27 protein-coding genes are annotated in these 26,446 nt (G+C 58.3%); 18 read left to right on the forward strand and 9 right to left on the reverse strand.

Annotation, left to right across the window (positions count from 1 at the left end; translation table 11 throughout):
- The first annotated feature begins 31 nt into the window (after nucleotides 1–31).
- The 4 genes from ACR0AA_RS17245 (at nucleotide 32) to ACR0AA_RS17260 (ending at nucleotide 6,200) form a co-directional block, all read left to right on the forward strand.
- Nucleotides 32–1,360: an amidase gene (locus tag ACR0AA_RS17245; protein ID WP_480665160.1), complete on the forward strand. Its 1,329-nt coding sequence runs from the start codon at nucleotides 32–34 to the stop codon at nucleotides 1,358–1,360.
- Between the two features lie 109 nt (nucleotides 1,361–1,469).
- Nucleotides 1,470–2,651, forward strand: coding sequence for an aminotransferase class I/II-fold pyridoxal phosphate-dependent enzyme (locus ACR0AA_RS17250; RefSeq protein WP_480665161.1), 1,182 nt, complete (start codon nucleotides 1,470–1,472; stop codon nucleotides 2,649–2,651).
- A 14-nt stretch (nucleotides 2,652–2,665) separates the two neighbouring features.
- Nucleotides 2,666–5,563, forward strand: coding sequence for a DNA translocase FtsK (locus ACR0AA_RS17255; RefSeq protein WP_480665162.1), 2,898 nt, complete (start codon nucleotides 2,666–2,668; stop codon nucleotides 5,561–5,563).
- A gap of 40 nt (nucleotides 5,564–5,603) precedes the next feature.
- Nucleotides 5,604–6,200 (forward strand): LolA family protein, encoded by a 597-nt coding sequence (locus ACR0AA_RS17260; RefSeq protein ID WP_480665163.1) that lies wholly within the window; start codon nucleotides 5,604–5,606, stop codon nucleotides 6,198–6,200.
- A gap of 12 nt (nucleotides 6,201–6,212) precedes the next feature.
- Here the strand turns inward: ACR0AA_RS17260 and ACR0AA_RS17265 are convergent, their stop codons facing one another.
- Nucleotides 6,213–6,794: a transglycosylase SLT domain-containing protein gene (locus ACR0AA_RS17265; RefSeq protein ID WP_480665164.1), complete on the reverse strand. Its 582-nt coding sequence runs from the start codon at nucleotides 6,792–6,794 to the stop codon at nucleotides 6,213–6,215.
- 60 nt (nucleotides 6,795–6,854) lie between these two features.
- A complete protein-coding gene (locus ACR0AA_RS17270) occupies nucleotides 6,855–7,736 on the reverse strand; it encodes an AEC family transporter (RefSeq protein WP_480756505.1) in 882 nt (293 codons plus the stop codon).
- 79 nt (nucleotides 7,737–7,815) lie between these two features.
- On the opposite strand from ACR0AA_RS17270, the gene hspQ reads away from it, so the two are divergent.
- The gene (hspQ, locus tag ACR0AA_RS17275) at nucleotides 7,816–8,142 is read left to right on the forward strand and encodes a heat shock protein HspQ (protein ID WP_239340877.1); all 327 of its coding nucleotides are present in this window, start codon (nucleotides 7,816–7,818) and stop codon (nucleotides 8,140–8,142) included.
- A 25-nt stretch (nucleotides 8,143–8,167) separates the two neighbouring features.
- Here hspQ and ACR0AA_RS17280 read toward each other — a convergent pair whose 3' ends face one another.
- The 3 genes from ACR0AA_RS17280 to ACR0AA_RS17290 all read right to left on the reverse strand — a co-directional run bounded on the left by ACR0AA_RS17280 (nucleotide 8,168) and on the right by ACR0AA_RS17290 (nucleotide 10,766).
- Nucleotides 8,168–9,745, reverse strand: a complete 1,578-nt coding sequence (locus ACR0AA_RS17280; protein WP_480756506.1) for a gamma-glutamyltransferase family protein — start codon at nucleotides 9,743–9,745, stop codon at nucleotides 8,168–8,170.
- Between the two features lie 210 nt (nucleotides 9,746–9,955).
- Complete coding sequence (locus ACR0AA_RS17285; RefSeq protein WP_480665167.1) at nucleotides 9,956–10,399, reverse strand: ATP-binding protein; 444 nt, start codon at nucleotides 10,397–10,399, stop codon at nucleotides 9,956–9,958.
- A gap of 28 nt (nucleotides 10,400–10,427) precedes the next feature.
- Nucleotides 10,428–10,766, reverse strand: a complete 339-nt coding sequence (locus ACR0AA_RS17290) for an STAS domain-containing protein (protein ID WP_480665168.1) — start codon at nucleotides 10,764–10,766, stop codon at nucleotides 10,428–10,430.
- A gap of 102 nt (nucleotides 10,767–10,868) precedes the next feature.
- Between ACR0AA_RS17290 and ACR0AA_RS17295 the strand changes: the two genes are divergently transcribed.
- A complete protein-coding gene (locus ACR0AA_RS17295; protein WP_480665169.1) occupies nucleotides 10,869–12,041 on the forward strand; it encodes a thiolase family protein in 1,173 nt (390 codons plus the stop codon).
- Between the two features lie 53 nt (nucleotides 12,042–12,094).
- Complete coding sequence (locus ACR0AA_RS17300) at nucleotides 12,095–12,547, forward strand: GAF domain-containing protein (RefSeq protein ID WP_480665170.1); 453 nt, start codon at nucleotides 12,095–12,097, stop codon at nucleotides 12,545–12,547.
- A 51-nt stretch (nucleotides 12,548–12,598) separates the two neighbouring features.
- On the opposite strand, the gene ACR0AA_RS17305 is transcribed toward ACR0AA_RS17300, so the two are convergent.
- Both ACR0AA_RS17305 and ACR0AA_RS17310 read right to left on the reverse strand, forming a co-directional pair.
- Complete coding sequence (locus tag ACR0AA_RS17305; protein WP_480665171.1) at nucleotides 12,599–12,988, reverse strand: SHOCT domain-containing protein; 390 nt, start codon at nucleotides 12,986–12,988, stop codon at nucleotides 12,599–12,601.
- A gap of 113 nt (nucleotides 12,989–13,101) precedes the next feature.
- Nucleotides 13,102–13,443: a DUF1294 domain-containing protein gene (locus ACR0AA_RS17310; protein WP_480756507.1), complete on the reverse strand. Its 342-nt coding sequence runs from the start codon at nucleotides 13,441–13,443 to the stop codon at nucleotides 13,102–13,104.
- Nucleotides 13,444–13,501: 58 nt separating this feature from the next.
- On the opposite strand from ACR0AA_RS17310, the gene ACR0AA_RS17315 reads away from it, so the two are divergent.
- From ACR0AA_RS17315 to rarD, 10 genes are all read left to right on the forward strand, one after another.
- Entirely contained in the window at nucleotides 13,502–14,071 is a 570-nt protein-coding gene (locus tag ACR0AA_RS17315) for a helix-turn-helix domain-containing protein (protein WP_480756508.1), read from the forward strand.
- Nucleotides 14,071–14,694 carry a LysE family translocator gene (locus ACR0AA_RS17320; protein WP_480665173.1) on the forward strand — a complete coding sequence of 208 codons (624 nt, stop codon included), beginning with the start codon at nucleotides 14,071–14,073 and terminating at the stop codon, nucleotides 14,692–14,694. The genes ACR0AA_RS17315 and ACR0AA_RS17320 overlap by 1 nt, the downstream gene beginning before the upstream one ends.
- A 4-nt stretch (nucleotides 14,695–14,698) precedes the next feature.
- On the forward strand, nucleotides 14,699–15,079 hold the full coding sequence (locus ACR0AA_RS17325; RefSeq protein WP_480665174.1) for a GFA family protein: 381 nt from the start codon (nucleotides 14,699–14,701) through the stop codon (nucleotides 15,077–15,079).
- A 15-nt stretch (nucleotides 15,080–15,094) separates the two neighbouring features.
- Complete coding sequence (locus ACR0AA_RS17330; RefSeq protein ID WP_480665175.1) at nucleotides 15,095–17,545, forward strand: GcvT family protein; 2,451 nt, start codon at nucleotides 15,095–15,097, stop codon at nucleotides 17,543–17,545.
- 18 nt (nucleotides 17,546–17,563) lie between these two features.
- On the forward strand, nucleotides 17,564–18,040 hold the full coding sequence (locus tag ACR0AA_RS17335; protein WP_480665176.1) for a cupin domain-containing protein: 477 nt from the start codon (nucleotides 17,564–17,566) through the stop codon (nucleotides 18,038–18,040).
- A 10-nt stretch (nucleotides 18,041–18,050) separates the two neighbouring features.
- Nucleotides 18,051–19,103 carry an alcohol dehydrogenase family protein gene (locus ACR0AA_RS17340; protein WP_480665177.1) on the forward strand — a complete coding sequence of 351 codons (1,053 nt, stop codon included), beginning with the start codon at nucleotides 18,051–18,053 and terminating at the stop codon, nucleotides 19,101–19,103.
- A gap of 12 nt (nucleotides 19,104–19,115) precedes the next feature.
- Nucleotides 19,116–20,009 (forward strand): homocysteine S-methyltransferase family protein, encoded by an 894-nt coding sequence (locus tag ACR0AA_RS17345; RefSeq protein ID WP_480665178.1) that lies wholly within the window; start codon nucleotides 19,116–19,118, stop codon nucleotides 20,007–20,009.
- Nucleotides 20,010–20,019: 10 nt separating this feature from the next.
- Nucleotides 20,020–20,994 (forward strand): GlxA family transcriptional regulator, encoded by a 975-nt coding sequence (locus ACR0AA_RS17350; RefSeq protein WP_480665179.1) that lies wholly within the window; start codon nucleotides 20,020–20,022, stop codon nucleotides 20,992–20,994.
- Between the two features lie 89 nt (nucleotides 20,995–21,083).
- The gene (locus ACR0AA_RS17355; RefSeq protein ID WP_480756509.1) at nucleotides 21,084–23,537 is read left to right on the forward strand and encodes a GcvT family protein; all 2,454 of its coding nucleotides are present in this window, start codon (nucleotides 21,084–21,086) and stop codon (nucleotides 23,535–23,537) included.
- A gap of 144 nt (nucleotides 23,538–23,681) precedes the next feature.
- The gene (gene rarD / locus ACR0AA_RS17360) at nucleotides 23,682–24,587 is read left to right on the forward strand and encodes an EamA family transporter RarD (RefSeq protein WP_480665181.1); all 906 of its coding nucleotides are present in this window, start codon (nucleotides 23,682–23,684) and stop codon (nucleotides 24,585–24,587) included.
- Here the strand turns inward: rarD and ACR0AA_RS17365 are convergent.
- Both ACR0AA_RS17365 and ACR0AA_RS17370 read right to left on the reverse strand, forming a co-directional pair.
- Nucleotides 24,578–25,288: an SGNH/GDSL hydrolase family protein gene (locus ACR0AA_RS17365; protein ID WP_480665182.1), complete on the reverse strand. Its 711-nt coding sequence runs from the start codon at nucleotides 25,286–25,288 to the stop codon at nucleotides 24,578–24,580. The two genes, rarD and ACR0AA_RS17365, sit on opposite strands and share 10 nt — an antisense overlap.
- Before the next feature lie 2 nt (nucleotides 25,289–25,290).
- Nucleotides 25,291–25,701, reverse strand: coding sequence for a nuclear transport factor 2 family protein (locus ACR0AA_RS17370; protein ID WP_480665183.1), 411 nt, complete (start codon nucleotides 25,699–25,701; stop codon nucleotides 25,291–25,293).
- 96 nt (nucleotides 25,702–25,797) lie between these two features.
- On the opposite strand from ACR0AA_RS17370, the gene ACR0AA_RS17375 reads away from it, so the two are divergent.
- Nucleotides 25,798–26,445: an RluA family pseudouridine synthase gene (locus ACR0AA_RS17375; RefSeq protein WP_480665184.1), complete on the forward strand. Its 648-nt coding sequence runs from the start codon at nucleotides 25,798–25,800 to the stop codon at nucleotides 26,443–26,445.
- Nucleotide 26,446: the final 1 nt, after the last annotated feature.

Here is a 26,446-nt window from a genome sequence, read left to right on the forward strand (position 1 = left end):
CGTGAAGGCGATTTTTTCAAAGGGGGCGGGAATGCAGGACTGGCTGACCATGACGGCGTGTGATCTGGGCCGGGGTATTGGCATGGGGCAGATCGACCCGGTTGAGTTGACCGAGACTTATCTGGCCGCCATCGACGCGCATCCACATCTGGAAAGAATCTATGCCCGCATCACCCATGACCGGGCACGAGCCGAAGCTCTGGCCGCGCAGGAGAGGGCGAAACTGGGGTTGCGCCGCTCGTTGCTGGATGGTGTACCGATCAGCTGGAAGGACCTGTTCGATACGGCGGGTACCGCGACCGAGGCGGGGTCGGCCTTGCTGAAAGGTCGCGTTCCTGAAATGGACGCGGTCGTAGTTCGCAATGCCACAGCGATGGGAACGGTCTGTTTGGGCAAGACGCATATGAGCGAGCTGGCCTTTTCCGGGCTGGGTCTGAACCCGGTCACCGGAACGCCACCTTGCGTAGACGACGAGGATTCCGTGTCTGGCGGCTCGTCTTCCGGTGCTGCCGCTTCGGTGGCCTGGGGATTGGCGGCCTGCGGGATCGGGTCGGATACCGGCGGGTCAGTCCGGATTCCGTCCGCCTGGAACAATCTGGTTGGGTTGAAAACGACGGCAGGGCGCGTGAGCCTTGAGGGAACGGTGCCCCTGTGTCTGCGGTTCGATACGGTTGGACCGCTGGCCCGTTCGGTTGAGGATGCAGCCCATATGCTTGCTTTGCTGGAGGGCAGCAGCCCGCCCGATTTGCGTGGTGCCAGCCTTAAGGGTCGCCGCTTTGCCAACCTTCAGAACGTGGCCCGTGACGATCTGCGGGAAGCACCGCGCAAAGCGTTCGATGATGCCGTGGAGCGGTTGCGTGAGGCCGGGGCCGAGATCGTGCCGCTGGAAGTGCCAGAGCTTGAGGATGCTATGGCATTGTCCGGCATTCTGTACACCACCGAAGCCTACGGTTTGTGGCGCGATGTGATCGAAGCCAATCCCGATGCCATGTACCCCGAGATTCTGGAACGTTTTCGCGCAGGCAGAAACGCCACCGGAGCTGACTATATCGCCGCGTGGTCAAAGCTGAAGGCGAGCCGTGCAGCGTGGGACGCCGCGACCGCCGGATTCGATGCAGTTCTGGCCCCGACAGCGCCTATCTTGCCCCCGAATCTCGACCGGTTGATGAAGGATCACGAGTACTACGTGACCGAAAACCTGCTGGCCCTGCGCAATACACGGATTGGTAACCTGATGGGGCTGACGGCGCTGACTCTGCCGACCGGAACGCCGGGTTGCGGGCTGATGATGATGGGCTATCCGGGTTCGGAAGAGGCTCTGTTACGGCTTGGATCGGCCGCCGAGGCAGCGTTGGCCTGAATGCCACAATCCCCTGATTCGCCGTCTCTTTGTCTGGACGAAACAGGGCGCGGTCTGTAGTCTGCCTAAAAAACGGGGCGAAAATGATCCCGGTATTGAGGCAGTAGTTATGAATTTCCCCGAGCGGTTTTCGAACCTACCGGAATATGCATTCCCGCGTCTTCGCACCCTGTTGGATCACCATCAGCCGGGTGGCGAAGTGATTCACATGACCATTGGCGCCCCGATGCACGACTTCCCGAAATGGGTGCCCGACGTGATCATGGCAAACGCGGCCGGGTTTCAGGGCTATCCACCCAACGAGGGTTCACCCGAGCTGCGGTCGGCGATCACTGGCTGGATCAACCGTCGCTATGGCGTGAAGATGGACCCCGACACCAATGTAATGGCCCTGAATGGCACCCGCGAAGGGTTGTACAACGCGGCCATGGCGCTGTGTCCCGAACAGAAGAACGGTGAAAAGCCCGTTATTCTGTGCCCGAACCCGTTCTATCAGGTTTACATGGTGGCTTCGCTGTCGGTTCGGGCTGAGCCGGTTTTTGTGCCCGCCACCGCTACCACAGGCCACTTGCCGGATTACGCGGGGCTGCCCAAGGACGTCCTAAACCGGACGGTCGCGGCCTATATCTGTTCGCCAGCGAATCCGCAGGGGGCTGTGGCCTCTCGCGATTACTGGGCTGAACTGATCCAACTGGCCGAGACCTATGATTTCCGCATCTTCGCGGATGAGTGTTATTCGGAAATCTACCGCGATGATGCACCAACGGGCGTACTGACGGTTGCACAGGAACTAGGCGCAGACCCGGAACGGATTACCCTGTTCAACTCACTGTCCAAGCGATCCAATCTGGCCGGGCTACGTTCTGGCCTGATCGCAGGGGGGCCGGAAACCATCAAACGGGTCAAGCAGCTGCGGAACTACGCCGGAGCGCCATTGCCGCTGCCGTTGCAGGCTGCTGCCGCGCAAGTTTGGGCAGATGAAGTGCATGTCATCGAAAATCGTGCGCTCTATCAGAAAAAGTACACCATCGCGGATGAGGTTTTCGCCGATGTGCAGGGTTACATGCCGCCCGAAGCCGGGTTTTTCCTGTGGCTGCCGGTCGAGAACGGCGAGGAAACCGCATTGAAGCTGTGGCAGGAGACCGGCGTACGGGTTCTGCCGGGCGCATATCTTTCTCAAGGTGATCCGGGGCAAAACCCGGGCGAGCAATTTATCCGGGTCGCAATGGTGGCCCCAAAAACAGAGTTGCGGCAGGGGCTGATCACGCTCCGAGACTGCATCTATTCGTGAGGTACGAGGGCAAAATGGCATCATATAACGCGCGCAACCGCGATCCATTGCTGGACAGCACGACTCAGGCCGCTATCGAACGGCGCAGCAAGGAACTGATAGGGATCGCATTGATCCTGCTGGGGCTGGCGTCGGCCGCGATGATTTGGTCCTACACGCCGGATGATCCGAACTGGATGGTGTCGACCGACGCGCCGGTGCAGAACTGGATGGGGCGAATTGGCGCTTCGATCGCTGCGCCGCTGTTCATGATTGTTGGATGGGGCAGCTGGAGCATTGCTCTGGTGCTGATCGGCTGGGGAGTGCGCTTTGCCGGGCATTTCGGCGAGGAACGCGCGGTGGCCCGTCTGATTTTTGCCCCGATCTGGATTTCGGTCGTCTCGGTCTACGCTGCAACCTTGGTGCCGGGCGAGGCATGGCGCGCGACCCATAGCTTTGGTTTAGGCGGTCTGTTTGGTGACACCGTTATGGGGGCCTTGCTGACACTGCTGCCAATCTCCTCGCATTTCCTGGTTAAGTTGATGTCACTGGCGATGGCTGCCGGGATGCTGGCGCTGGGCGTATTTGTGTTGGGCTTTACCAAAACGGATGTCCGCAAAGGGGTGCGGGCATTCCTGCTGGGCCTCGTGATGTCTTACGACATGTTGATGAACCTGTTGGGTCGCAGTGCCTCGGCGACGGCGCAAGCCGCCCGTGACCGCCGTGCTCAGTGGGAGGAGCGTAAAGCAGCCCGCGCCGAAGCCGCAGATGCCATGTTTGATGACGATTTGGCATATGCTGATCCGGTGTTTGAAGAACCGGAATTTGACGAACCCGAACCTGCCAAGACCGGTCTGCTGGCGCGGATGCCCAGCCTGATCCGCCGACCCGAACCGATGCCCGAACCTGAACTGGTCGACCCCGAACCCATCGTCGGGTTTGATGAAATGCCGGGTGAGGATCGCATCCGCTCCAAGATTTCCGCAGCTGTGCGCAACCGCAAAGTGGCCACCGGTGAGATGGCACCAGAGCTCGATCCGAACCTACCGCTGACCAAAGGACGCGGCCGGGGTCCCGACCCGCTGATCCTGAACCCCAGAGGCGGGGAAGAACTGCCGCCCGAGCCGCCGATGACTTCGGCCGGTCTGCCGCCTGAACCGATGCTGACGGCGGAGCCTGCGCCGGAATGGCAGCAAGAGCCACTGCATCAGGATTTTGCGCCCGAGCCGGAATTCGAAGATGAGGCCGTGTTCGAGGATGCTCCTGAACCCGCGCCACAACTGCGCCCCGCGATGAAAATTCCGGTGGCTGAGCCACGCAAACCCGTGGTCGCACAACCTGTGCGCCGTGCGCCTCCGCCTTCGCGCCGTGCACAGGCCGAGGCACAGCCCGCGTTGTCCTTTGAGGATCGGCATTCGGACTTTGAGCTTCCACCGCTTAGCCTATTGTCAAACCCTGACAGCATTCAACGCCACCACCTCAGTGACGAGGCGCTGGAAGAAAACGCCCGGATGCTGGAAAACGTGCTGGACGATTACGGTGTAAAGGGTGAAATCGTCAGCGTCCGCCCTGGTCCGGTTGTCACCATGTATGAATTGGAACCAGCTCCCGGTCTGAAAGCCAGCCGCGTGATCGGTCTGGCGGACGATATTGCGCGCTCGATGTCTGCATTGTCGGCACGGGTTTCGACCCTGCCCGGACGGTCCGTGATTGGCATCGAACTGCCGAACGAAAACCGCGAGATGGTGGTGCTGCGCGAAATCCTCGCCAGCCGCGACTTCGGGGACGGCAACCATGCGCTGCCTTTGGCACTAGGCAAAGACATCGGTGGTGAATCGGTCGTGGCGAACCTGGCCAAGATGCCTCACCTGCTGATCGCGGGTACGACTGGTTCCGGTAAATCGGTGGCGATCAACACGATGATCCTGTCGCTGCTGTATAAGCTGACGCCGGACGAATGCCGCCTGATCATGATCGACCCCAAAATGCTGGAACTGTCGGTTTATGACGGTATCCCACATCTGCTCTCACCCGTTGTGACTGACCCGAAAAAAGCGGTCGTGGCCCTGAAATGGGTCGTGGGTGAGATGGAAGACCGCTATCGCAAGATGTCCAAGATGGGCGTCCGCAACATCGCTGGCTACAACGGGCGCGTGAAGGATGCCCTAGGCAAGGGCGAGATGTTCAGCCGCACGGTGCAGACCGGTTTTGATGACGAAACCGGCGAACCAACGTTCGAGACTGAGGAATTCGCACCTGAAGCAATGCCCTATATCGTTGTCATCGTTGACGAGATGGCCGACCTGATGATGGTTGCGGGCAAGGAGATTGAGGCCTGCATCCAACGTCTGGCGCAAATGGCGCGGGCCTCGGGCATCCACCTGATCATGGCCACGCAGCGCCCGTCGGTCGATGTGATCACCGGTACGATCAAGGCGAACTTCCCGACGCGGATTTCGTTCCAGGTGACGTCCAAAGTCGACAGCCGTACCATCCTTGGCGAAATGGGCGCCGAGCAACTGCTGGGGCAGGGCGATATGCTCTACATGGCCGGTGGCGCCAAGATCACGCGCTGCCACGGTCCGTTCGTTTCGGATGAAGAGGTCGAGGAAATCGTCAACCACCTGAAACAGTTCGGTCCGCCTGACTACATGAGCGGAGTGGTCGATGGCCCGGCTGAGGAAAAGGCTGACAATATCGACGCCGTTCTGGGCCTGAACACCGGTGGTAACACCAACGGAGAGGACGCCTTGTACGATCAGGCGGTTGCAATTGTGATCAAGGACCGCAAATGCTCGACCTCATACATCCAGCGGAAACTTGCCATTGGCTACAACAAAGCTGCGCGGCTTGTTGAGCAAATGGAAGACGAAGGCGTTGTTTCGGCTGCAAATCACGTCGGTAAGCGGGAAATCCTCGTCCCTGAGCAGTAGGATATTTAATAACAAGGGCAAAGCACTTATCTGATGGCTTATGAAACAGATTGCCTTTGCCCTTGTCCTGACACTGGCCGCACCTGCGGCCTGGGCGGCTGATAAGCTGCCGCTGTCGCAAATCTCCAACTATCTGAACGGTCTCAAGACCGTTGAGACCACGTTCACTCAGGTCAACGATGACGGCTCGCTCAGCACCGGAAAGCTATGGATTGAGCGGCCCGGGAAGATGCGGTTCGAATACGATCCGCCCAACAGCGCGGTTGTTCTGGCGCGCGCTGGAACGGTTCAGGTTTTTGACCCAAAATCAAACCAGCCGCCCGAACAGTATCCGCTGAAACGGACGCCGTTGTCGCTGGTGCTGGCGCGGAACGTCAACCTTGGGCAGGCCAATATGGTTGTCGGGCATGATTTCGACGGCACCGCCACGGTCGTCACGGCGCAGGACCCGAAAAACCCTGAATCAGGACGGATTGAATTGATGTTCACCGGCGATCCGGTTGAGCTGCGCAAATGGGTTATTCACGACAATGCAGGCAGCCAGACAACCGTGTTGCTGGGCCAGTTGAAAACAGGCGGAAACCTAAACAACAGTTTGTTTTCAAGTTCGAAAAGAAGCGGGTCAAGCAATCGCTGACCCGCTGGTTTTTTAGTAACGGCAGCTAGCCAATTGCGCCTGATAGAGTTTGGCGCGCGCATCCACATCGTTAGCGACATTCAACAGCCAGGATTTGCCGTAGTGGCTGCCGCGGGCGTAGCCCGTGTGCCCTTCGTGATAGGCCAAATACTGGTTGCGCGTGTCGCTGGGGTGAATGCCGTTCCGTTCATAGCTTTTGTTCATGTACCAGCCGATGAAATCTGACGCGTCGCGAATGCGGTCCCGCTTGGCGCGGCGTTTGCCCGTTTCCTTTTGGTATTCGTCCCAAGTTCCGTCCAGCGCTTGACTGAAACCATAAGCACTGCTTTGACGCCCCATTGGGATCACGCCCAACACATACTTATGCGGTGTGCGTGCATCGTGCTTGTAGCGACTTTCCTGATAGATCGTCGCCATCTGAACGTGAATGGGCACGCCCCACTTCCGTTCGGTGCTTTTAAACGCCTTGATATAGTCAGGCCTTTCGCGCGCAATGCTGCACGCGTCGTTCAATCTGCTTGGCGGCTGTTTGGATCCACCGCCACAGGATGCCAAAAGCAGCACCCCGAAGAGTACGAATAGAATTCTGCTCATGTGCCTCGCGCCTTTTTTCTTTATTCTAGCGTAGATTGAGGATTTAGGAAATCACAATCGTTACAAAACAATAGCTAGAATTAGAGGCAAAGCGCCCACGGACAACACTGTTGAGACCATGACCATCCCGGCGACAGCGTCCGCATCGGCATCAAACCGCTCGGCCAACAGGTATGAGGTGACGGCGACCGGTGTGCACATCTGCAAGACCAGCACGCCAAACGCGATTGCATCCAGATCAAAGGCGTGGGCAATCACCCATCCAAGGCAAAAGCAGACAATCAGTTTCAGGGCCGACAACCAGATCGCTTGCCCCAGTTTGCGTGTCGTTAACCGCGCTATCGCGACCCCGACCGTGATCAGCATCATCGGGATTGCCATCTGGCCAAGTAGTTCAAGAGTGTTCGTCAAAAACAGGGGCGTTTCCCAGTCACGCCACAGAAACAGGGCGCCAAGCAGGGTAGCCCAAACCATCGGTTCGCGTGCGACCTTTCCAAAAGCGCCCCGTCCGGCGACCAGATAGATGCCGTAAGTGAAGGAAAAGAGCGCAGTAACGGCCAGAAAAATGACCGCAAAGCCCAGACCGGCCTGCCCAAAAGCAAAAATACACAAAGGCAGGCCCAGATTGCCGGTATTCCCAAAGATCAGTGGCGCGAGATATGTTCTGCGGTCCAATCCGCTGAACCGAACGAAAACTCCAAAGGCCACGGCCAGCCCGGCATGGCTTGCAATCGCGGCGAGCGTGAAGCGGGTCAGCTCGCCCGCCGGAATCTCGGTTTGCATCAGCGCCACAAAGATCAGACTGGGCACCGCAAGGGTCACTGCAAGGCGTGTTACGAACTCGAGCCGGTACTCAAAACCAAGCTTGACCCAGGTGAATCCGACACCTGCCAAAAGGAAGACCGGAGCCACGATTTCGAACACTGTCAGTAAGAGGTTCACAGACTGTTTCCTTTAATTTCGGATCAATGAATGGCATTTCGGCCCGGAAAGAGGTAGTAAGATCTCTGGGGGCTGAGAAATGTTAAAGACACATGCCAAGTACCGCCTGGGTCAGGTGGTCCGCCATAAGAAACATCCCTTCCGAGGGGTGATTTTTGACGTGGATCCTGAATTTTCCAATACTGAAGAGTGGTATCAGGCCATTCCCGAGGACAGCCGCCCCATTAAGGATCAGCCGTTTTATCATCTGCTCGCAGAGAACGACCAATCCTTCTATGTGGCTTATGTTTCAGAACAAAATCTGGTTGCAGATCAATCCGGGGAACCGGTTGAGCATCCTGATATTCCTGACATGTTCGGTCCTTTCGAGAATGGTGCGTACCCGCTTCACTTTAATTTGAACTGATTATTTTGACGCGCCGTTTTGGCCGTTAGTACCCAAGCGCACAACCATCTTTTCGGGGGTCACTGGCCCCCTCCAGAATGCCGTCTCTACGGATTCGGATTGCCTGGGCACCACCAAGAGGTGTTTCCGGGATTTGAACGTTGTGGCCTAAATTGGACAATTGTTGCAATGTTGTGGGCGGAATTCCGCGTTCCAGCTTTAGGACGCCCCCATCGGCGAAGGCCCGAGGTGCGTCTATGCTGGCTTGCAATCCCAGTCCGTGATCCGTGAGGTTGGACAACAGGCGCGCGTGTCCGGTCGGTTGAAACGCGCCGCCCATCACGCCGAATGGCATCAACACGCGACCATCTTGCTTGAGAAGTCCGGGAATGATCGTGTGCATCGGGCGCTTGCCCGGTCCCAACTCATTCGGGTGGCCAGGCTGCAGGTTGAAGCCCGAGCCCCGGTTCTGAAGCAGGATCCCGTATTTTTTCGATGCAATGCCAGAGCCAAAGCTGTGAAAAATAGAATAAATCAGCGAAACGGCCATTCGGTCCCGGTCGACGACAGTGATATAGACCGTGTCCTTGTGGACAGACTCGGATAACGGGGCTGCTGCGGGCATGGCGCGTTTGGGGTCAATCAAGGCCGCGAGCCTATCCGCCACCGTCTGATCGAGGAATTTTTCAGCGTGCGTGGTATGATCCGGGTCAGCAATGAACCGATTGCGTGCGTCATAAGCCAGCTTGGAAGCCTCAGCTTCGAGGTGAATAAGTTCGGCTCCAAGCGGGTCAAGGCTGGAAAGGTCGAAGTTTTTCAGAATGTTGAGGAGCAGGATCGCCGTGGCGCCCTGACCATTTGGGGGATGCTCGACAAGGTCGATCCCATTGTAGGTGCCGCTAACGGGCTGCGTTTCGGTGCACTTGGCGGCCAGTAAATCCTCTGCCGTATGTACGCCACCTATCGCGACCAACGCCTCGACCATGTCCTGAGCGATTTCGCCTGAGTAAAACGCGTCTCGCCCATTTCGCGCGATCTGCCGCAAGACTTCGGCCTGTCCGGGCGATCGAAAGATCTGCCCAACGTTCGGAGCTATGTCTTCGATCAGGTAGTGCGAGCGGGCTGCGCCCTGCAACGTTTCCGCGCCGATTTTCCAATCGAACGCGACCCGGGGTGCAACCGGCACGCCCACATCGGCATAGTGAATGGCAGGCTGCAAAATAGCCTCCAAACCCAGTTTGCCTTCCGTTTCAGCCAAATGGCAAAACGCATCGACCGCCCCGGGGATGGTCACCGCATCGGGAGTGTTCAGGGGGACAGCGTTCAGCCCCTTTGCCCGCAGTTCTTCCGGATTTGCGGCCGCTGGAGCGCGGCCAGATCCATTCAGGGCGCGGATTTGGTCTTCACCGGCGCGGTTGAACAAAACAAAGCAGTCGCCGCCGATCCCGGTCATCTGAGGTTCGCAGATGCCCAGCAGAACAGCGCCTGCAATCGCCGCGTCCATCGCATTTCCGCCTTGAGCAAGAATGTTCAACGCAACCTGTGCGGCCAGAGGATGCGATGTGGCGCACATTCCTTCGGTTGCCAGAACTTCGGACCGACCCGGAGTGTGAAAATCCCGCATAGCTTCGCCCTCCCCTTTTGAACGCGCCGAAGGTATAGCGCGGTCAGGGATTGTCTAGTCACATCAGGGAGAAGTTCCTCGGCGCCGTTCACTGGGTGGGGGCTGTGACACGTGGCGCCGAGGGAAGCTATCTGAGCTACGGATATCTTTTTCCCCGTTGTTTGCGGCGCGGCAATGGTGCGAACGGGGCCTTAATGTGACCATTTTGGGTCATGCCGTAAGACTCGGGAAATCGAACCGCAGCGACAACCGGTTACAGCCGTCGCTGCGCTCATAACGTATGTCACTCGTTAATTTATGAATCAGGAACCAGCCAAACCCGCCTTCGGGCAGTTCGTCTATCGATGATCCCAGCGGCGCCGGAACCTCATCAGGCACGCGAAACCCAGGCAGCGGATTGCCTGTATCGGATATCAGGATGTCCAGCCAATTTTGATGCAGCCGGCAATGCACTTGGACTTCCGCAGGAGTGATACCCGCATAGGCATGTTCCACCACATTGTTGATGGCCTCGGCCAAGGCGATTTTCACGTCGGCTGCCTTGTGTGGCGGTAAACCCTGCACCTCCAAACCTTTGCTGAGTTGGGCAATGCCAGCGCTGGCCTCTGCCTCGGTTGCGGCAAAGCTAAGATCCAAGCTGTTCCGATTACACATGGGCGTCGCGCCTATTCAGTCAGCGAGTTCATTTAGACGACGGCGCCAACGCGTCGTCCAAAGTCGGATAGAGTTTGAAAACCGTATCCATGCGGGTCAGCCGAAAGACCTTTTCGACAAAAGGGTGCAGCCCGGCCAGGTCAAGCCTTCGGCCACTGCCAAGTTGTTTCATCGAGGCAACGATGGCCCCCAGACCACTTGAGTCGATGAATTCTACACCTGATAGATCCAGCACCACGCGTTCCGCACCGCCTTCAGCTTCGTGGCGCATGTCTTCCTTGAACTGAATGGCCATAGCGGCATCGATCCGGTCGGAATGCACTTTGATGATTTGGGTTGCGTTTGTAATTGTACTGGAAAGGGCCATGCGCGACGGTTCTCTAAACTGAAAATCACTCGTAGAAATACGCTAGACGGCAATTCTTACCATTCGGTATCCATCTCTTGGGAAAAGAAGAGGAGCATCCAGATGAAACAAGTCGTTATCGCCGGTGCGGCGCGTACTCCGATGGGAGGATTTCAGGGGATGTTCGACTCGGTGGCTGCCGTCGATCTGGGCGGAGTCGCGATCAAAGCCGCGTTAGAGGGAGCAGGTGCTACAACTGTCGACGAAGTCCTGATGGGATGTGTCCTGCCTGCGGGGCAGGGGCAAGCGCCCGCACGCCAAGCCGGGTTTGCGGCTGGTCTGGGCGAAGAGGTGCCTGCCACAACGCTCAACAAGATGTGCGGATCGGGCATGAAGGCGGCTATGATGGCCTACGATCAAATCGCTCTGGGTCATGCGGACACAATGATCGCGGGCGGGATGGAGAGCATGACGAACGCGCCCTACCTGCTGCCCAAAATGCGCGACGGTGCGCGGCTGGGACATGCGCAAGCAATGGATCACATGTTTCTGGACGGTCTCGAAGATGCCTATGACAAGGGCCGCCTGATGGGCACTTTCGCCGAGGACTGCGCCGAGGCCTTTCAGTTCACGCGTGAGGCACAGGATGAATACGCGCTTCGGTCCCTTTCGAACGCGCTGGCCGCGCAAGAAAACGGCGCCTTTGCGGATGAGATCACTCCGGTTACCGTTCGAACGCGCAAAGGCGAGATTACTCAGGCTGCGGACGAACAGCCGCTTTCGGCCCGGCCGGAAAAAATCCCGACCCTAAAGCCGGCGTTTCGAAAGGATGGCACGGTAACTGCGGCGAATTCATCTTCAATCTCGGACGGGGCGGCCGCTTTGGTTCTGGCGTCTGCGGACGCGGCCGAAGCAAAAGGCCTGACCGTTCGCGCCCGTATCGTCGGCCACGCCAGCCATGCGCAGGCTCCGGGGCTGTTCACGACGGCACCTGTTCCGGCGGCGCAGAAACTTCTGGCGAACATCGGATGGTCGAAAGATGACGTCGATCTGTGGGAGGTCAACGAAGCCTTCGCAGTGGTCCCCATGGCCTTCATGCATGAGATGGGTTTGCCCCGTGACATCGTCAACGTGAACGGCGGCGCCTGCGCGTTGGGACACCCGATTGGCGCATCGGGCGCGCGGATCATGGTTACTTTGCTGAACGCTCTGGAAAAACGAAACCTCAAACGCGGTGTGGCGGCAATCTGCATCGGTGGTGGGGAAGGCACGGCCATCGCCATCGAACGTGTTTGACGCTTCACCTTTTTCCAAATACTCCGGCGCAGACTTTTGCCAAGGGTGCGACCATGACCGCCGATTACAAAACACTTGCCAAAACCATTGCGGCCCTGACCGAGGGGGAAACCGATGATGTGGCCCTGATGGCCACGATCGCCTGCGAGGTGCACCACGCCGACGACCGGTTCGACTGGACGGGCTTTTACCGGGTCACGGAGCCCGGAGTGTTGAAGATCGGCCCCTATCAGGGCGGGCACGGTTGCCTGGTGATCTCGTTCGAACGGGGCGTGTGCGGTGCGGCAGCGCGTACGGGTGAGGTGCAGCTTGTGCCGGATGTGGAGGCTTTCCCGGGTCATATAGCCTGTGCATCCTCCACACGGTCCGAGTTGGTTTTGCCTGTGCGCAACGCTGCAGGTGACGTCATAGCGGTATTCGATATCGACAGCGACCAGCCCGATGCCTTCACTGAAACAGATGCGGGTCAGTTAAGTGAAATTCTGACCAGCGTTTTTGCGAAATAGAAATGGCCGGGGCATGCCCCGGCCAGAATGTTCCAACACTACGCGAAAAGGTCAGGACGCAAGCAGTTTGGCTTTTTGCGCCGCAAACTCTTCGTCCGTCAAAACACCTTTTTCCTTGAGCGCGGCGAGGCGTTCCAACTCGTCCGCCGCTGACACGGTCGCAACTGATCGGATGTAATCCTTTTGCGCCTTTTCGATCTGTTCCATGGCCTCGACATTGTGCTGATGCATCCGGTCGCCGCGGAGGATCAGATAGGCCAGAACGCCCAGCCATGGGATCAGAATCACAAAAGCGATCCAAACCGCTTTGCCGCCCCCGCTCAGGTCTTTTGAGCGAAAGACATCGGCAACAACCGAAATCATCACCCAGAACCAGGCCACCATCAGGAATAACCAAAAGATCGACCACATTATGTCGAAGAATCCGATGCCGTTGTCCATTTGTCATACAACCCTTTGCTAATGCGAAAGAAATCTTTGCTTTAAGATCAAGTCGGATTGTAACAGACAGTTTTCAATTTGGTTAGTGTGTTATCTATCGCGGCAATTTCTCGTCACTTGAGGCCGGGCAAGGTTTGAGTGACCAGCACAGAGGCCACTACAGATTGGGCCCCTAATATTCCGAAAAGGTAATATGAAAACAGGCGCTTGCGCGTTTTGTGCCTGAACATCCAACGTCCCAGAACCGCGCCGGGACTGCCGCCCAGCACAGCAAGCCACAACAGTTTCCGCTCGGGGACGCGCCGTTTTCGGCGACCCGCACGCAGCTTGTCCCAGCCAAAAACAAGCAATGTCAGCCCGTTAATGATCCATAGATATATCACCGCAATCCACATACCCGACGGATAGCCAAACTGAGCGCCGTACCCAAGTGAAAAAATCCTTGGTTTTTTCACAGAATCAATGCATCGTGAAAAACGAGGAGAAAATTTCACGAAAACCCTGGAGCGTTCAATGAACAGCCAAGCCCCGCATAGCGCCACTCTCGGAGCCGACCTTCGGGCTTTGCGCAAAGCGCGTGGGCTGACCCTGACCGAGATTGCAGCGCGTCTGGGTCGTTCTGTTGGCTGGCTCAGCCAGGTCGAGCGCGACATGTCCGATCCGTCGATTTCGGACCTTCGCCAAATTGCCGAATGTCTGGGTGTGCCGATGTCGATGCTGTTCGCCCATTCCTCGTCACCGGCTGACGAGCAAGGCTACGTGGTGCGCGCCGGTACGCGCCGTCCGATGGGTTCCGGCGAGGAAGGCCTGATCGAAGAGCTGCTGTCGCCCGATCTGACCGATGATTTCGAGATGGTGCATTCGACGTTCAAGCCTCGTTCGAAAATGCAAACTCCGGCCAATCGGCCGACACAGGAGGTCGGGTACATGGTGTCGGGGCGGTTGGAACTGAATATCGGAGGCCGCCAGTTTTCGGTCGGTCCCGGCGACAGTTTTCGGATCAAACATGAACCCTATCAGTGGGCGAACCCCTATGATGAGCCCGCCGTGGCGATCTGGGTCATTGCGCCGCCGGTGTACTGATGAGTTTTGAGGCCTGGACCATATTCGCGCTGTTCTGGGTGGTGTTCGTCACTACTCCGGGTCCGAATGCGGTCAATTGCATTTCAAACGGTATGAGCCTGCCGTTTCCCAAAGCGATGCTGGGGGTACTGGCGATCCTTACACAGGCCAGCGTATTTCTGATCCTGTCGGCGCTGGGCGTAACGGCACTGATCGCTGCATCCCCGACCGGGTTCTTTATCGCGAAACTGGTGGGTGCCGGGTTCCTGATTTGGATCGGCGTCCGCGGCTGGATGAATGCCACGCGCCCGGCCCCGGCAAGCGAACGCCCAGCGCGGCATGTTTATCTGCACGCACTGGCGGTCGCGACGATCAATCCCAAAAGCGTGGCAGGATACCTCGCTGCCTTTTCACAGTTCGTACAGCCGGATGTGCCCATCTGGCAGCAGATGGTCGTCCTCATGCCAACGGCGCTGATCATCACCACGCTCAGCTATACCGGCTTTACCCTGCTGGGGGCGCTTATGGGCAAGGCGGCGCTGGGTGCGGTGTTCAACACCTGGGTGCGCCGCGTCATGGCCGCTTGTTTTATCATCTATGGCGTGTTGCTGGGTGCCAGCTCCACGCCAGCAGCGAGGGGGTAATCACATGCACAACGGTTCTTGCCTCTGCGGCGCGGTCGCGTTCACGATTGACGGAGAGCTGTCGCCGCCTTCGGCCTGCCATTGCGGCCAATGCCGCAAACAGTCCGGCCATGTCTGGGCTTCAACCTCGACTCATCAGGACAACCTGAGCTTTACCGCAAGCGACACGCTGACTTGGTTCCGGGCCTCAGATACCGCTCGCCGCGGTTTTTGCCGGACATGCGGGTCATTCCTCTTCTGGCAACACAATGACGAGGACATGATTTCAATCTCCATGGGCGCGCTCAGCGAACCCACGGGTCTTACGCTCTCGAAGCATATCTTTGTCGCCGACAAGGGCGATTACTACGACATCACGGACGATCTGCCCCAAAGGGCACAGTAACAAGGATCAAAACCAATGAGCGATTTTCCGACAAAAGCCCGCGTGGTGATTATCGGTGGCGGTGTAGTGGGGGCCTCCTCGCTGTACCATCTGGCCAAGAAAGGCTGGACCGACTGCGTTCTGCTGGAAAAGAACGAACTGACTGCAGGTTCGACCTGGCACGCGGCGGGTAACGTTCCGACCTTCTCGACCTCGTGGGCAATCATGAACATGCAGCGCTATTCGACCGAGTTATACGCACGGCTGGGCGAAGAGGTTGATTACCCAATGAACTATCACCAGTCCGGCTCGATCCGTCTGGCGCACAGCAAAGAGCGGATGCAGGAGTTCGAGCGGGCGATGTCGATGGGCCTGTATCAGGGCATCCCGATGGAGATGTGGACTCCGGAAGAGGCCAAGGAGCGCTATCCATTCCTGGAGACGCACGATCTTGAAGGTGTGCTGTATGACCCGACCGACGGCGATATCGACCCGGCGCAGTTGACACAGGCATTGGCCAAAGGTGCCCGGGACATGGGCCAGAAGATCATCCGCTTCTGCCCGGCGACTGGCGTCACCCAGCATGATGACGGCACATGGACCGTTCACACAGATCAGGGCGATATCGCCTGTGACTACGTGGTCAATGCTGCCGGTTACTATGCGCAGCGTGTGGGTGAGTGGTTCAAGCCTTTCGGCGGCCGCACGGTGCCCGCGATGGTCATGAGCCACCAGTACCTACTGACCGATGAAATCCCCGAGGTTGAAGCTTGGTCCAAGGAAAATGGGGGCAAGAAGCTGCCGCTCCTGCGAGATGTGGATATCTCTTACTACTTGCGTCAGGAGAAGCACGGCTTCAACCTCGGCCCGTATGAGCCCAACTGCAAGGGCCATTGGATGACTGAAGATGACCCGATGCCCGACGATTTCTCGTTCCAGCTGTGGAATGACGATCTGGATCGAATCGAAGACATTGTGACCGACGCAATGGAGCGGGTGCCGCTGATGGCAACTTCGGGTGTTGGTCGTGTGATCAACGGCCCGATCCCCTACGCACCGGATGGTCTGCCGCTGATCGGTCCGATGCCGGGCGTCAAAAACGCGTTCGAGGCGCACACATTCACCTTCGGCATCGCGCAAGGTGGTGGTGCAGGCAAGGTGCTGGCCGAATGGATCGTCGATGGTGCGACCGAGTGGGATATGTGGGCCGTCGATCCGCGCCGCTACACCGACTACACAGATCAGGACTACTGCAACCAGAAAGGTCTGGAGGTTTATGGCAATGAATACGCCATGCACTTCCCTCATCACGAATGGCCTGCGGCGCGCGACAAGAAACTGTCGCCGGTGCATGACAAGGTCAAAGCGCTGGGCGGCGTGATGGGTGCCTATAACGGATGGGAGCGGGCCAACTGGTTCGCCAAACCGGGCGATGACACGTCGCTTGAGGCGACCCATACCTGGGGTCGCTCCGGCCCGTGGGAGCAGCGGATCCAAGAAGAATGCGAGGCCGTGCGAGACCATTGTGGCGTACTAGATCTGCCAGGCTTCTCGCGCTTCATGGTCAAGGGAGAGGGCGCCGCTGAGGCGCTGCGCGGCCTCGCAACCGGTGGGTTGCCAAAGGTCGGCCGGATGAACCTCATCTACGTCTCTGACGACCGTGGTCGCATTCTGACCGAGATGTCTTGCATCCGTCTGGGTGAGGATGAGTTTGTCATGATCACCGCCGCAACAGCTCAATGGCATGACCGCGACATCCTGATGAACGCGATGCCTGCCAGCGTTTCGATTGAGGACGTCACCACGACACGTGACACGCTGATCGTCACCGGCCCGAAATCGCGCGATATCCTGTCGACTATGACGGATGCGGATCTGACCTCGGGTTGGTTGACCCACCAATCGGCCACTGTTGCAGGCCAGCCTGCCTATCTGATCCGCGTCTCCTTCGCTGGTGAGCTGGGATGGGAAGTTCATGCCCTGAATGAGCATATGCCTGCGATCTATGACGCGATCATCGATGCCGGGGCCAAACCGTTCGGCATGTACGCCCTGAACTCGCTGCGTATCGAAAAGGGTTACCGCGCATGGAAGGGCGACCTGTCGACCGACTACTCGCTGCTCGAAGGCGGATTGGAGCGGTTCGTTAAACTGGACAAACCACAAGACTTCCCGGGCAAGGCTGCAATTCTGAACGAAAAGCAGCAGGGCGTGAAAAAAGCCTTTGTCACTCTGACGGTTGATGCGGGCGATTGCGACGCGCCGTACATGTCGTGCATCTGGCAGGGCGACCAAATCGTGGGCGAAACCACTTCGGGCGCCTGGGGTTACCGTGTCGGTAAATCCATCGCGCTGGGCATGATCAAGGCCGAGCTTGCCAACCCCGGCACCGAGCTTGAGGTCGAAATCTACGGCCAAAAGTGCCGCGCTGTGGTAGAGCAGGATCAACCGCTCTGGGATCCCGAGAACGAGCGGTTGCGCGCTTAACCTCTTGCGGAGACTGCCATGAGCAAACGATACGCCAAACTGGGACCCGGTGAGGGTCCCAACTATGACTGGGAAAATGACCATACTTTTGTGAAGGTTTCCGGTCAGGACACGGACGGCGCGTACACGCTCATGGAAGACAATCTGAAGGCCAGCTTCGCGCTTGGCCTTCATCGCCATGATAGCCATGCCGAGACCTTCTATTTCTTGGAGGGAGCGGTGGATTTCTATGTCGATGGCGACTGGCACAGGTGCACTCCGGGTACGACCATGCATGTACCGCCCGGAGTGCCACATGCGTGCCGTGTGGCCGATGGTGCCCTTGCCAGAATGCTGATGATTTTCCAGCCTTCGGGGTTCGACGGATTTCTGGCCGAACTGGCGACAATGGATGAGGCTGATTTTTCGGATGAGGCGAAGATGGCCGAGCTGAACGCGCGCTATGACATTGTGCCAATGGGGCCGGTTCCAGCCCACCCGGATGACCGGCGCTGAAAGGGCACGGATGACTGTTCCTGCAACCATGTCCGGCGTTTACCTGACCCGCCACGGCGGCCCCGAGGTGCTGGAATGGCGCGAGGACATTCCGGTGCCAACACCCGGTCCGGGACAAGTTCTGGTTCGGGTTGCGGCCGCAGGCGTAAACAACACCGACATCAATACGCGGGTCGGCTGGTATTCCTCGGACGTGACCAGTGCCACGGATGATGTCGATCAGGAGGTCGATGCTGGCGGCTGGGGCGGCGCACTTGCATTCCCCCGCATTCAGGGCGGCGATCTGTGCGGCTATGTCGAAGTGGTCGGGCCTGAGATCGGCTTTACGGCTGGGCAGCGTGTGACTTGTCCTATCAACTTGCCGCGCCCGCGCCCTGGCAACCCGACAGGCTTTATCGCGCTGGGGTCGGAAATCGACGGAGCCTTTGCGCAATACTGTCTGGTTTCGGCGGATGACTTGTACGACGTCTCAGCCTCCCCGCTGTCTGACGTTGAGATTGCCGCCATCCCCTGTGCATTCGGAACCGCAGAGAACCTGCTGACCCGTGCCGGAGTAACCGCCGGGCAAAAGGTTCTGATCACCGGGGCCTCGGGCGGCGTGGGTCTTGCTGCAGTGCAACTGGCGACCATACGCGGCGCCACGGTCCGGGGCGTCACGGGGGCCGCAAAGGCAGAGGTGGTCAAAGCGCAGGGTGCTGTAGAAACCTATGGCCGCGATGCACCGTTGCCGGAAGACACGTTCGACATCGTTATAGACGTTGTTGGTGGTCCGGCGTGGCCGAGCCTGATCCGGGCGCTGAAGCCGGGCGGCCACTATGCCGTCTCGGGCGCAATCGCTGGGCCAATGGTTGAAGCGGACCTGCGTGAGATATACCTGCGCGACATAACGATACATGGTTGCACCCATCAGGCATTTGATGTCTTCGGTCGCCTTGTCGAGTTGATGAATGCAGGTCGTATCAAACCTTTGGTTTCCAAAACCTATCCACTAAGAGACATCGCCAAAGCGCAGGAGGATTTCCAGTCCAAGGCGCTGCCGGGGAAACTCGTTCTGATTCCATAAGGAGGTTGGCACATGGCGGATATCACGCTTCTGGATGGCTCGATCGGGCAGGAACTGGTCAAACGCAGCGGAGACAAAGCGACGCCGTTGTGGTCAACGCGCGTGATGATCGACTACCCGGACCTGGTCAGGGACGTTCACGCCGATTACTTCCGCCGTGGAGCAACGATCGCGACGACGAACACCTACGCTGTTCATCGGTCGCGGCTGGAACGCGTGGGGATGGAAGATCAACTGGCTGATCTGATTGGTGTTGCGGTGTCGCAGGCTTGTCGGGCTAGGGGCGGCGGTACGGGGCGTGTTGCAGGCGCGCTTGGTCCTTTGCTGGCGTCTTATCGGCCCGATCTGAAGCCAGATGTGCAACAGGCGGCGGAAAAGTTTGCGGAAATCGTTCAACTCATGACCAATGACGTCGATCTGTTTCTGATCGAAACCGTTTCATCCGTGCAGGAGGCCGAAGGCGCACTACATGGCACGGCAAAGGCGGGGAAACCGGTCTGGCTTGCACTTACGGTGACGGACGACGACGGAACGCGCCTGCGATCAGGAGAGCCGCTTTCGGATATTGCGCCACTGGTAGACAGGTTCAATCCTGACGCGGTTCTGATAAACTGCTCGCGACCCGAAGCTATTCCGGCAGCCTTGGAAATCCTCGCCTCGATGGGTCGGCCTTTTGGGGCCTACGCCAACGGGTTTGCCGAGATTTCCCAGGACTTTCTGAAAGACGCGCCCACCGTTGACGCTTTGGAACAACGGCAAGATCTCGGACCTCAAAAATATGCCGATCATGCCATGGGTTGGGTCGAACAGGGGGCGACGATTGTCGGCGGATGCTGCGAAGTCGGTCCCGATCACATTGAGGCCCTTGCCAACAGCCTGCGCGCTGCGGGGCATCGGATCGTCTGAAGGGAATAGGATGACGACGACCTCAAGGAAAACGATGGTCAACGCTCAGCGCCATTTCGACATCGTCGTTGCGCCAGGCTATGTGCTACTGGAACTGGCGTCTTTGGTCGAGGTTTTGAGGCTGGCAAACCGTGTTTGCCCAAGCCCTCCTTTCACCTACACTTACCGTTCGCTCAGAGGCGGCCCCATCAGCAGCAGCAGTGACGCCACGATCCAGACCGAGCGTATTCCGACGCAACCCAAGGCGGATTACCTGTTCGTCATCGGCAATTCCGACCCTGATCACCCCGATTTGTCACTGGGGCGAGTGGTATCGGATTACACCTTCCGCGACGCGCAGGTCTTTTTGCTGTCCGAGGCGGCAAGCCGCTATATCGACGAGCAGGGAACCGAGGATATGTCGACCCATTGGGAAAATGCGTCCTTCCTGCGCGAGCGTCGCGCTCAATTCGAGGCCAAGCTGTCTATTGCAACAGAGCAGGGCGCGGTGGTGACTTGTGCCGGGATGGAGGCGACAACCGATGTGGCACTGGCCGTAATCGGGCGCCACATTTCCGGGCCGACCAGAATGACCGTCGCCGACATCATGCTGCATGAAAACATTAGGGACTTCTCGTCGTTGCAGCCCTTTTCAGGGTCGAAGACCACCGCCACGGGCGACGCGAAATTGGACCAATGCATTAAGCTGATGCAGGCCAATATCGAAGATCCGTTGCCGATTCAGGAAATCGTCGAGGTTCTGAAACTGTCGAATCGTTCGCTGGAGCGAAAGTTCAAAAACTATTTCGGCACGACGCCCAACGGCTTTTATCGGGAAATGCGACTGGCCAAAGCCAATAATCTGCTTCTGAATACGACAATGAGTGTTCGTGAAATCGGTCTGGCCTGCGGATTTCCAAACGGATTCTCGTCTGTTTACAAAAGCTTCTTTGGCGTGACGCCCTTTGTGCTCAGACGGGAAAAACGGCAGGTCAAACAACGTTGATTTTCGCAAATGAGCTGACGTTTTTCATGCATTCTGCGTCGCTCTTTCGTGTCATTTTGGGTGAAATCTAATCATGCGGAGTCATCAGAATGGCTGATCTTCCAAACAAGGCCCGTGTTGTCATCATCGGTGGCGGTGTCATCGGTTGTTCGGTGGCCTACCACCTGACCAAGAAGGGCTGGAACGACGTGGTGCTGCTGGAGCGTAAGCAGTTGACCAGTGGCACGACCTGGCATGCGGCGGGCCTGATCGCCCAGCTGCGCGCAACCAAGAACATGACCAAACTGGCGAAGTACAGCCAGGAGCTCTATGGCTCGCTCGAGGAAGAAACCGGCGTGGCCACGGGCTTCAAGCGCTGTGGATCGATCACCGTCGCCCTCTCTGAAGAGCGTAAAGAAGAGATCTATCGTCAAGCTGCCATGGCGCGCGCATTTGGTGTTGAGGTCGAAGAAATCTCGAACGAGCGCGTGCAGGAACTGTATCCCCACATCAACCTCGAAGGTGTCAAAGGGGCTGTTTACCTGCCCCTGGACGGTCAGGGTGATCCGGCCAACATCGCATTAGCGCTGGCCAAGGGCGCGCGTCAGCGCGGCGGTATCGTCAAGGAACGCGTAAAGGTCACCGATATCGTTAAGCAGGGCCGCAAAGTGACCGGCGTTGACTGGGTCGCCGACGACGGCAGCGCGTCGGGTCACATCGAATGCGATATGGTGGTGAACTGCGCGGGTATGTGGGGCCACGAAGTGGGTCGCATTGCGGGCACCAACGTTCCGCTGCATGCGTGCGAACACTTCTATATTGTGACTGAGAATATTGACGGCTTGACCCAACTGCCGGTTCTGCGGGTGCCGGATGAGTATGCGTATTACAAGGAAGACGCTGGCAAAATCCTGCTGGGCGCGTTCGAGCCGGAATCAAAGCCGTGGGCGATGGATGGTATCCCAGACTCGTTCGAATTCGATCAGTTGCAGGAAGATTTCGACCACTTCGAGCCGATCCTGGAAAAGGCCGTCGACCGTATGCCGATGCTGGCCGAAGCCGGTATCCACACCTTCTTCAACGGACCCGAGTCGTTTACCCCAGATGACGCCTATCACCTGGGTCTCGCGCCGGAGATGGACAACGTGTGGGTTGCGGCGGGCTTCAACTCGATCGGTATCCAATCCGCTGGTGGGGCCGGTATGGCGCTGGCCGAGTGGATGGACAGCGGTGAGAAACCGTTCGATCTGGGTGATGTCGACATCAGCAGGATGCAGCCGTTCCAGGGCAACAAGAAGTACTTGTTCGAACGCTCGAAAGAGACGCTGGGTCTGCTGTACGCCGACCACTTCCCTTATCGCCAAAAAGCCACCGCCCGCGGTGTGCGCCGCACCCCGTTCCATCACCACCTACTGGAACAGGGCGCGGTCATGGGCGAACTGGCGGGTTGGGAGCGTGCCAACTGGTTTGCGAATGAAGGGCAGGAGCGGGAATACCAGTACAGCTGGAAACGCCAGAACTGGTTCGAGAATTCGGCCGCTGAACACAAGGCTGTTCGCGAAAATGTCGGTATGTACGACATGTCGTCCTTTGGCAAAATCCGCGTTGACGGTCCCGATGCCGAAGCGTTCATGAACTATATCGGCGGCGGCGATTATTCGGTGCCGAATGGCAAGATTGTCTACACCCAGTTCCTCAACCGCGCAGGCGGGATCGAGGCTGACGTGACCGTCACCCGCCTGACCGAAACCGCCTATCTGGTGGTCACTCCGGCGGCGACCCGCCTGGCCGATCAGTCGTGGATGCAGCGTCACGCGGGTAACTTCAACGTCGTCATCACCGATGTCACGGCGGGCGAGGGCGTCCTGGCCGTGATGGGCCCGAATGCACGTGCGCTGCTTGAAAAAGTCTCGCCCAACGATTTCACCAACGCGACCAACCCGTTTGGCACTGCTCAGGAGATCGAGATCGGCATGGGTCTGGCCCGTGCCCACCGCGTGACCTATGTCGGTGAGCTTGGTTGGGAAATCTACGTCTCGTCCGACATGGCCGGTCACGTGTTCGAAACCCTGCACGAGGCGGGGCAGGACATGGGGCTGAAGCTGTGCGGCATGCACATGATGGACAGCGCCCGGATCGAAAAGGGCTTCCGCCACTTCGGCCATGACATTACCTGCGAGGACCACGTCGTCGACGCCGGTCTTGGCTTTGCCGTCAAGGTCGACAAAGGCAGCGACTTCATCGGTCGCGAGGCTGTGATCGCCCGTAAGGAAAGCGGACCGCATAACCGTCTTGTGCAGTTCAAGCTGACCGATCCGGAGCCGCTGTTGTTCCACAACGAGCCCATCATTCGGGACGGTGAGTATGTGGGATACCTGTCCTCGGGCAACTATGGCCACACGCTGGGCGGTGCGATCGGTCTCGGTTACGTTCCGTGCGAAGGCGAAAAGGCGGCGGACGTTCTGGCCTCGACCTACGAGATCGATGTTTGCGGCGTCAAAGTCAAAGCCGAAGCCTCGCTCAAACCGATGTACGACCCAAAATCGGAACGCGTTAAGGTTTAACGCGGACATACAACAAACGGGGCGCTTTGGCGCCCCTTTTTGTTGAACATATCAATTTTCTTGATGCAACCCTTCACGGATTTCGCAGTTTTCAAACCCGTCTGAACTGCCGTAAAGACAAACGGTATCAGCCGGAGACTTTGGATGGCCGACGTCACAACATCACGCGGGAATGAGGACACGCCAAAGGGTCTGGCCTTGGCGGTCACGGCCTACGTTCTGTGGGGGTTCCTGCCACTTTATATGAAGGCCATGGCGCATATTGGGCCGGTCGAGATCGTGGCGCACCGGATCATCTGGTCTGTGCCTGTGGCCGGACTGTTGTTGGTTGCGCTGGGGCGGACGCGGGACCTGAAGGCCGCTTTACGTAACCCTCGGATGCTGGGTATGGCTTGCTTGACGGCGGCTTTGATATCCGTGAACTGGGCCATTTATGTCTGGGCTATCGCCAGTGGTAATGCGCTGGATGCAGCGCTGGGGTACTACATCAATCCGCTGTTCAGCATTGCGCTGGGGGCGATCCTTTTGAGGGAACCCCTGAACCGGATGCAAATGGTTGCGGTCGGGTTGGCTGCGCTGGGCGTGCTGGTGTTGATCGTTGAAGCAGGAAGACTGCCATGGGCGGCCCTGGGCCTGATGGTCAGTTGGGGGTTTTATGCTTTCTTCAAACGCTCATTGCCCATTGGTCCTAATCAGGGGTTTTTGCTTGAGGTTCTCATCCTGCTGGTCCCCGCTTTGGTCTATGTGACCTGGTTGGGTGCAAAGGGAACTGGTCATTTCGGTGTGGCGGCTGGAGACACCATGCTGCTGGCCTGTGCCGGGGTGGTCACGGCTGTCCCGTTGCTGGTCTATGCCAACGGGGCAAAGTTGGTTCGGTTGTCGACGATGGGTATTCTGCAATACATCGCCCCGACGATGATCTTCATCACTGCCATCACAGTCTTTGGCGAACATATCGACCGAGGCCGCATGATTGCGTTCCCGTTGATCTGGGCAGCTCTGGTCGTCTACACAATTCCGATGATCCGGCAGATTCGGCGTCAGGCCTGACGTAACAGATCAGCTGCTGCCTCGGCCCAAAGACGATAGGCTTTGGGGCTGGGGTGATACCCGTCAGGGGCAGCCAGCGCGGGATCATCTGGCAGATCCAGCGGCAGGTGACGCGCTTGCGGAAACGCCTCGACAGCCTGCTGCAGTCCCTTATCCAGCCGTGCTGCCTGTCGCCCAAGCACCCAGGCCAGAGGCTGAGGCAAGGCCGGGAAACGGTTCATCTGCGGAACGGCTGTCACCACGACGCGGCGCACGCCCAGTTTGACCGTCAGATGATCAAGCAAACGGGTTTGCTGCGCAGTGAACTTTTGCTGCGTCACAGCGCGTGTAACATCGTTGACACCCAAAGCCGTCACTGCGGCATCAAACGTTCCTTCAAGTTTTCCCAACCGATCAATCGTGTCCTGCGTCGTGTGCCCCGTTGTCGCCTCAAGCCGCCATTCGACGCTGTAGTGCCTTGCCAGACGGGCCACAAGAAACCCGGACAGGGCCTGCTGTTGCGTACCGGCCCCGACCCCTGCGGCCGAACTGTCGCCCGCGATCAACAGGCGCAACCGAGGGCCGCGACCCTCCCGTCCTTCGCGCGGACCGGACGGTTCCGGCAATTGCTGCGCGTTGCGACGTACAGAAACCGCCTGTGCCGCCAGAACCGGTAGCAAAGGGACACGTAGAATCTGATCTGCAGCGATCGGGGCGGCCATGTTTAGCTCAGTGCATTTTTGTATTCGAGAAACCGCGGGTCGGTCATCACCCGCGCCATCATTGCTTCACGCAGGGCGCCAATGGTTTTGTATGGACGCATGACAACCTCGAATTCCTGGATCAGGCCGTCGTCATTCAGGGTGATCAGATCGACGCCGACCGCGTCCAGTTCTCCGACCTTGCATTGAAACTCAAGAGCCCAATCCTTGCCTTCGCCCATAACTCGGCGATAGCGGAATTCGGAGAACACCTGACCCACATGCCCCAAAACGGCCGCAACGGGTTCGCGTCCGGTCCAGGTGCTGTAATAGGTAGGCGGGGAAAACCGCACATCCTCGGCCAACAACTCGTGGATCAGGGTTTCTTCGCCCTTGGCGACAACGTCTTGCATGCGCTCGATTGTGGGGTGCATGGTTTTTCCTCCGCTTTGGTCCGAGAGTTGCTGAACCGATCCGTTCAGGCAAGGCCGACGTTGCGGGAACCGCCGCCGTGCGATAGGCAGGCGCGCATGACTGAGACCTATGATCCCCCGAAAACCCCGCTGGATGTGCTGCATGAAGATGCGCAGTTGATTGTGGTGAACAAGCCTTCGGGCCTTTTGTCCGTGCCGGGGAAGGGGGAACATCTGGCTGACTGTCTGCTGACACGGGTGCAGGCTGCATTTCCGCAAGCGTTGCTGGTGCATCGGCTGGACCGTGACACATCGGGTGTCATGGTATTTGCCCAAACACCGCATGCGCAACGGCATCTGAGCATGCAGTTCGAGAAACGACAGACTCGAAAGACATATGTGGCCCGCGTCTGGGAACGGATCGAGCAAAAGACCGGCACCGTCGATCTGCCGTTGATCGTGGATTGGCCCAACCGCCCGCGCCAGATGGTCTGTCATGAGACGGGCAAACCGGCTGTCACCGATTGGCGGGTTGTCAAATACGAGGGCGAAACGACACGTGTCCGGTTGTTCCCGAAAACAGGCCGGTCACATCAGTTGCGGGTTCATATGCAGGCTTTGGGACACCCCATTCTAGGTGATCCGTTCTATGCCGAGGATGAAGCGCGCGCTTTTCCGCGCCTGATGCTGCATTCTGAAGAGTTGCGCCTGAAAAGCCCCGAGGGCGGAGTTTCGATGAAATTCCGCGCCCCGGCTGATTTCTGAC

The organism is Ruegeria sp. CE8, assembly GCF_056537465.1.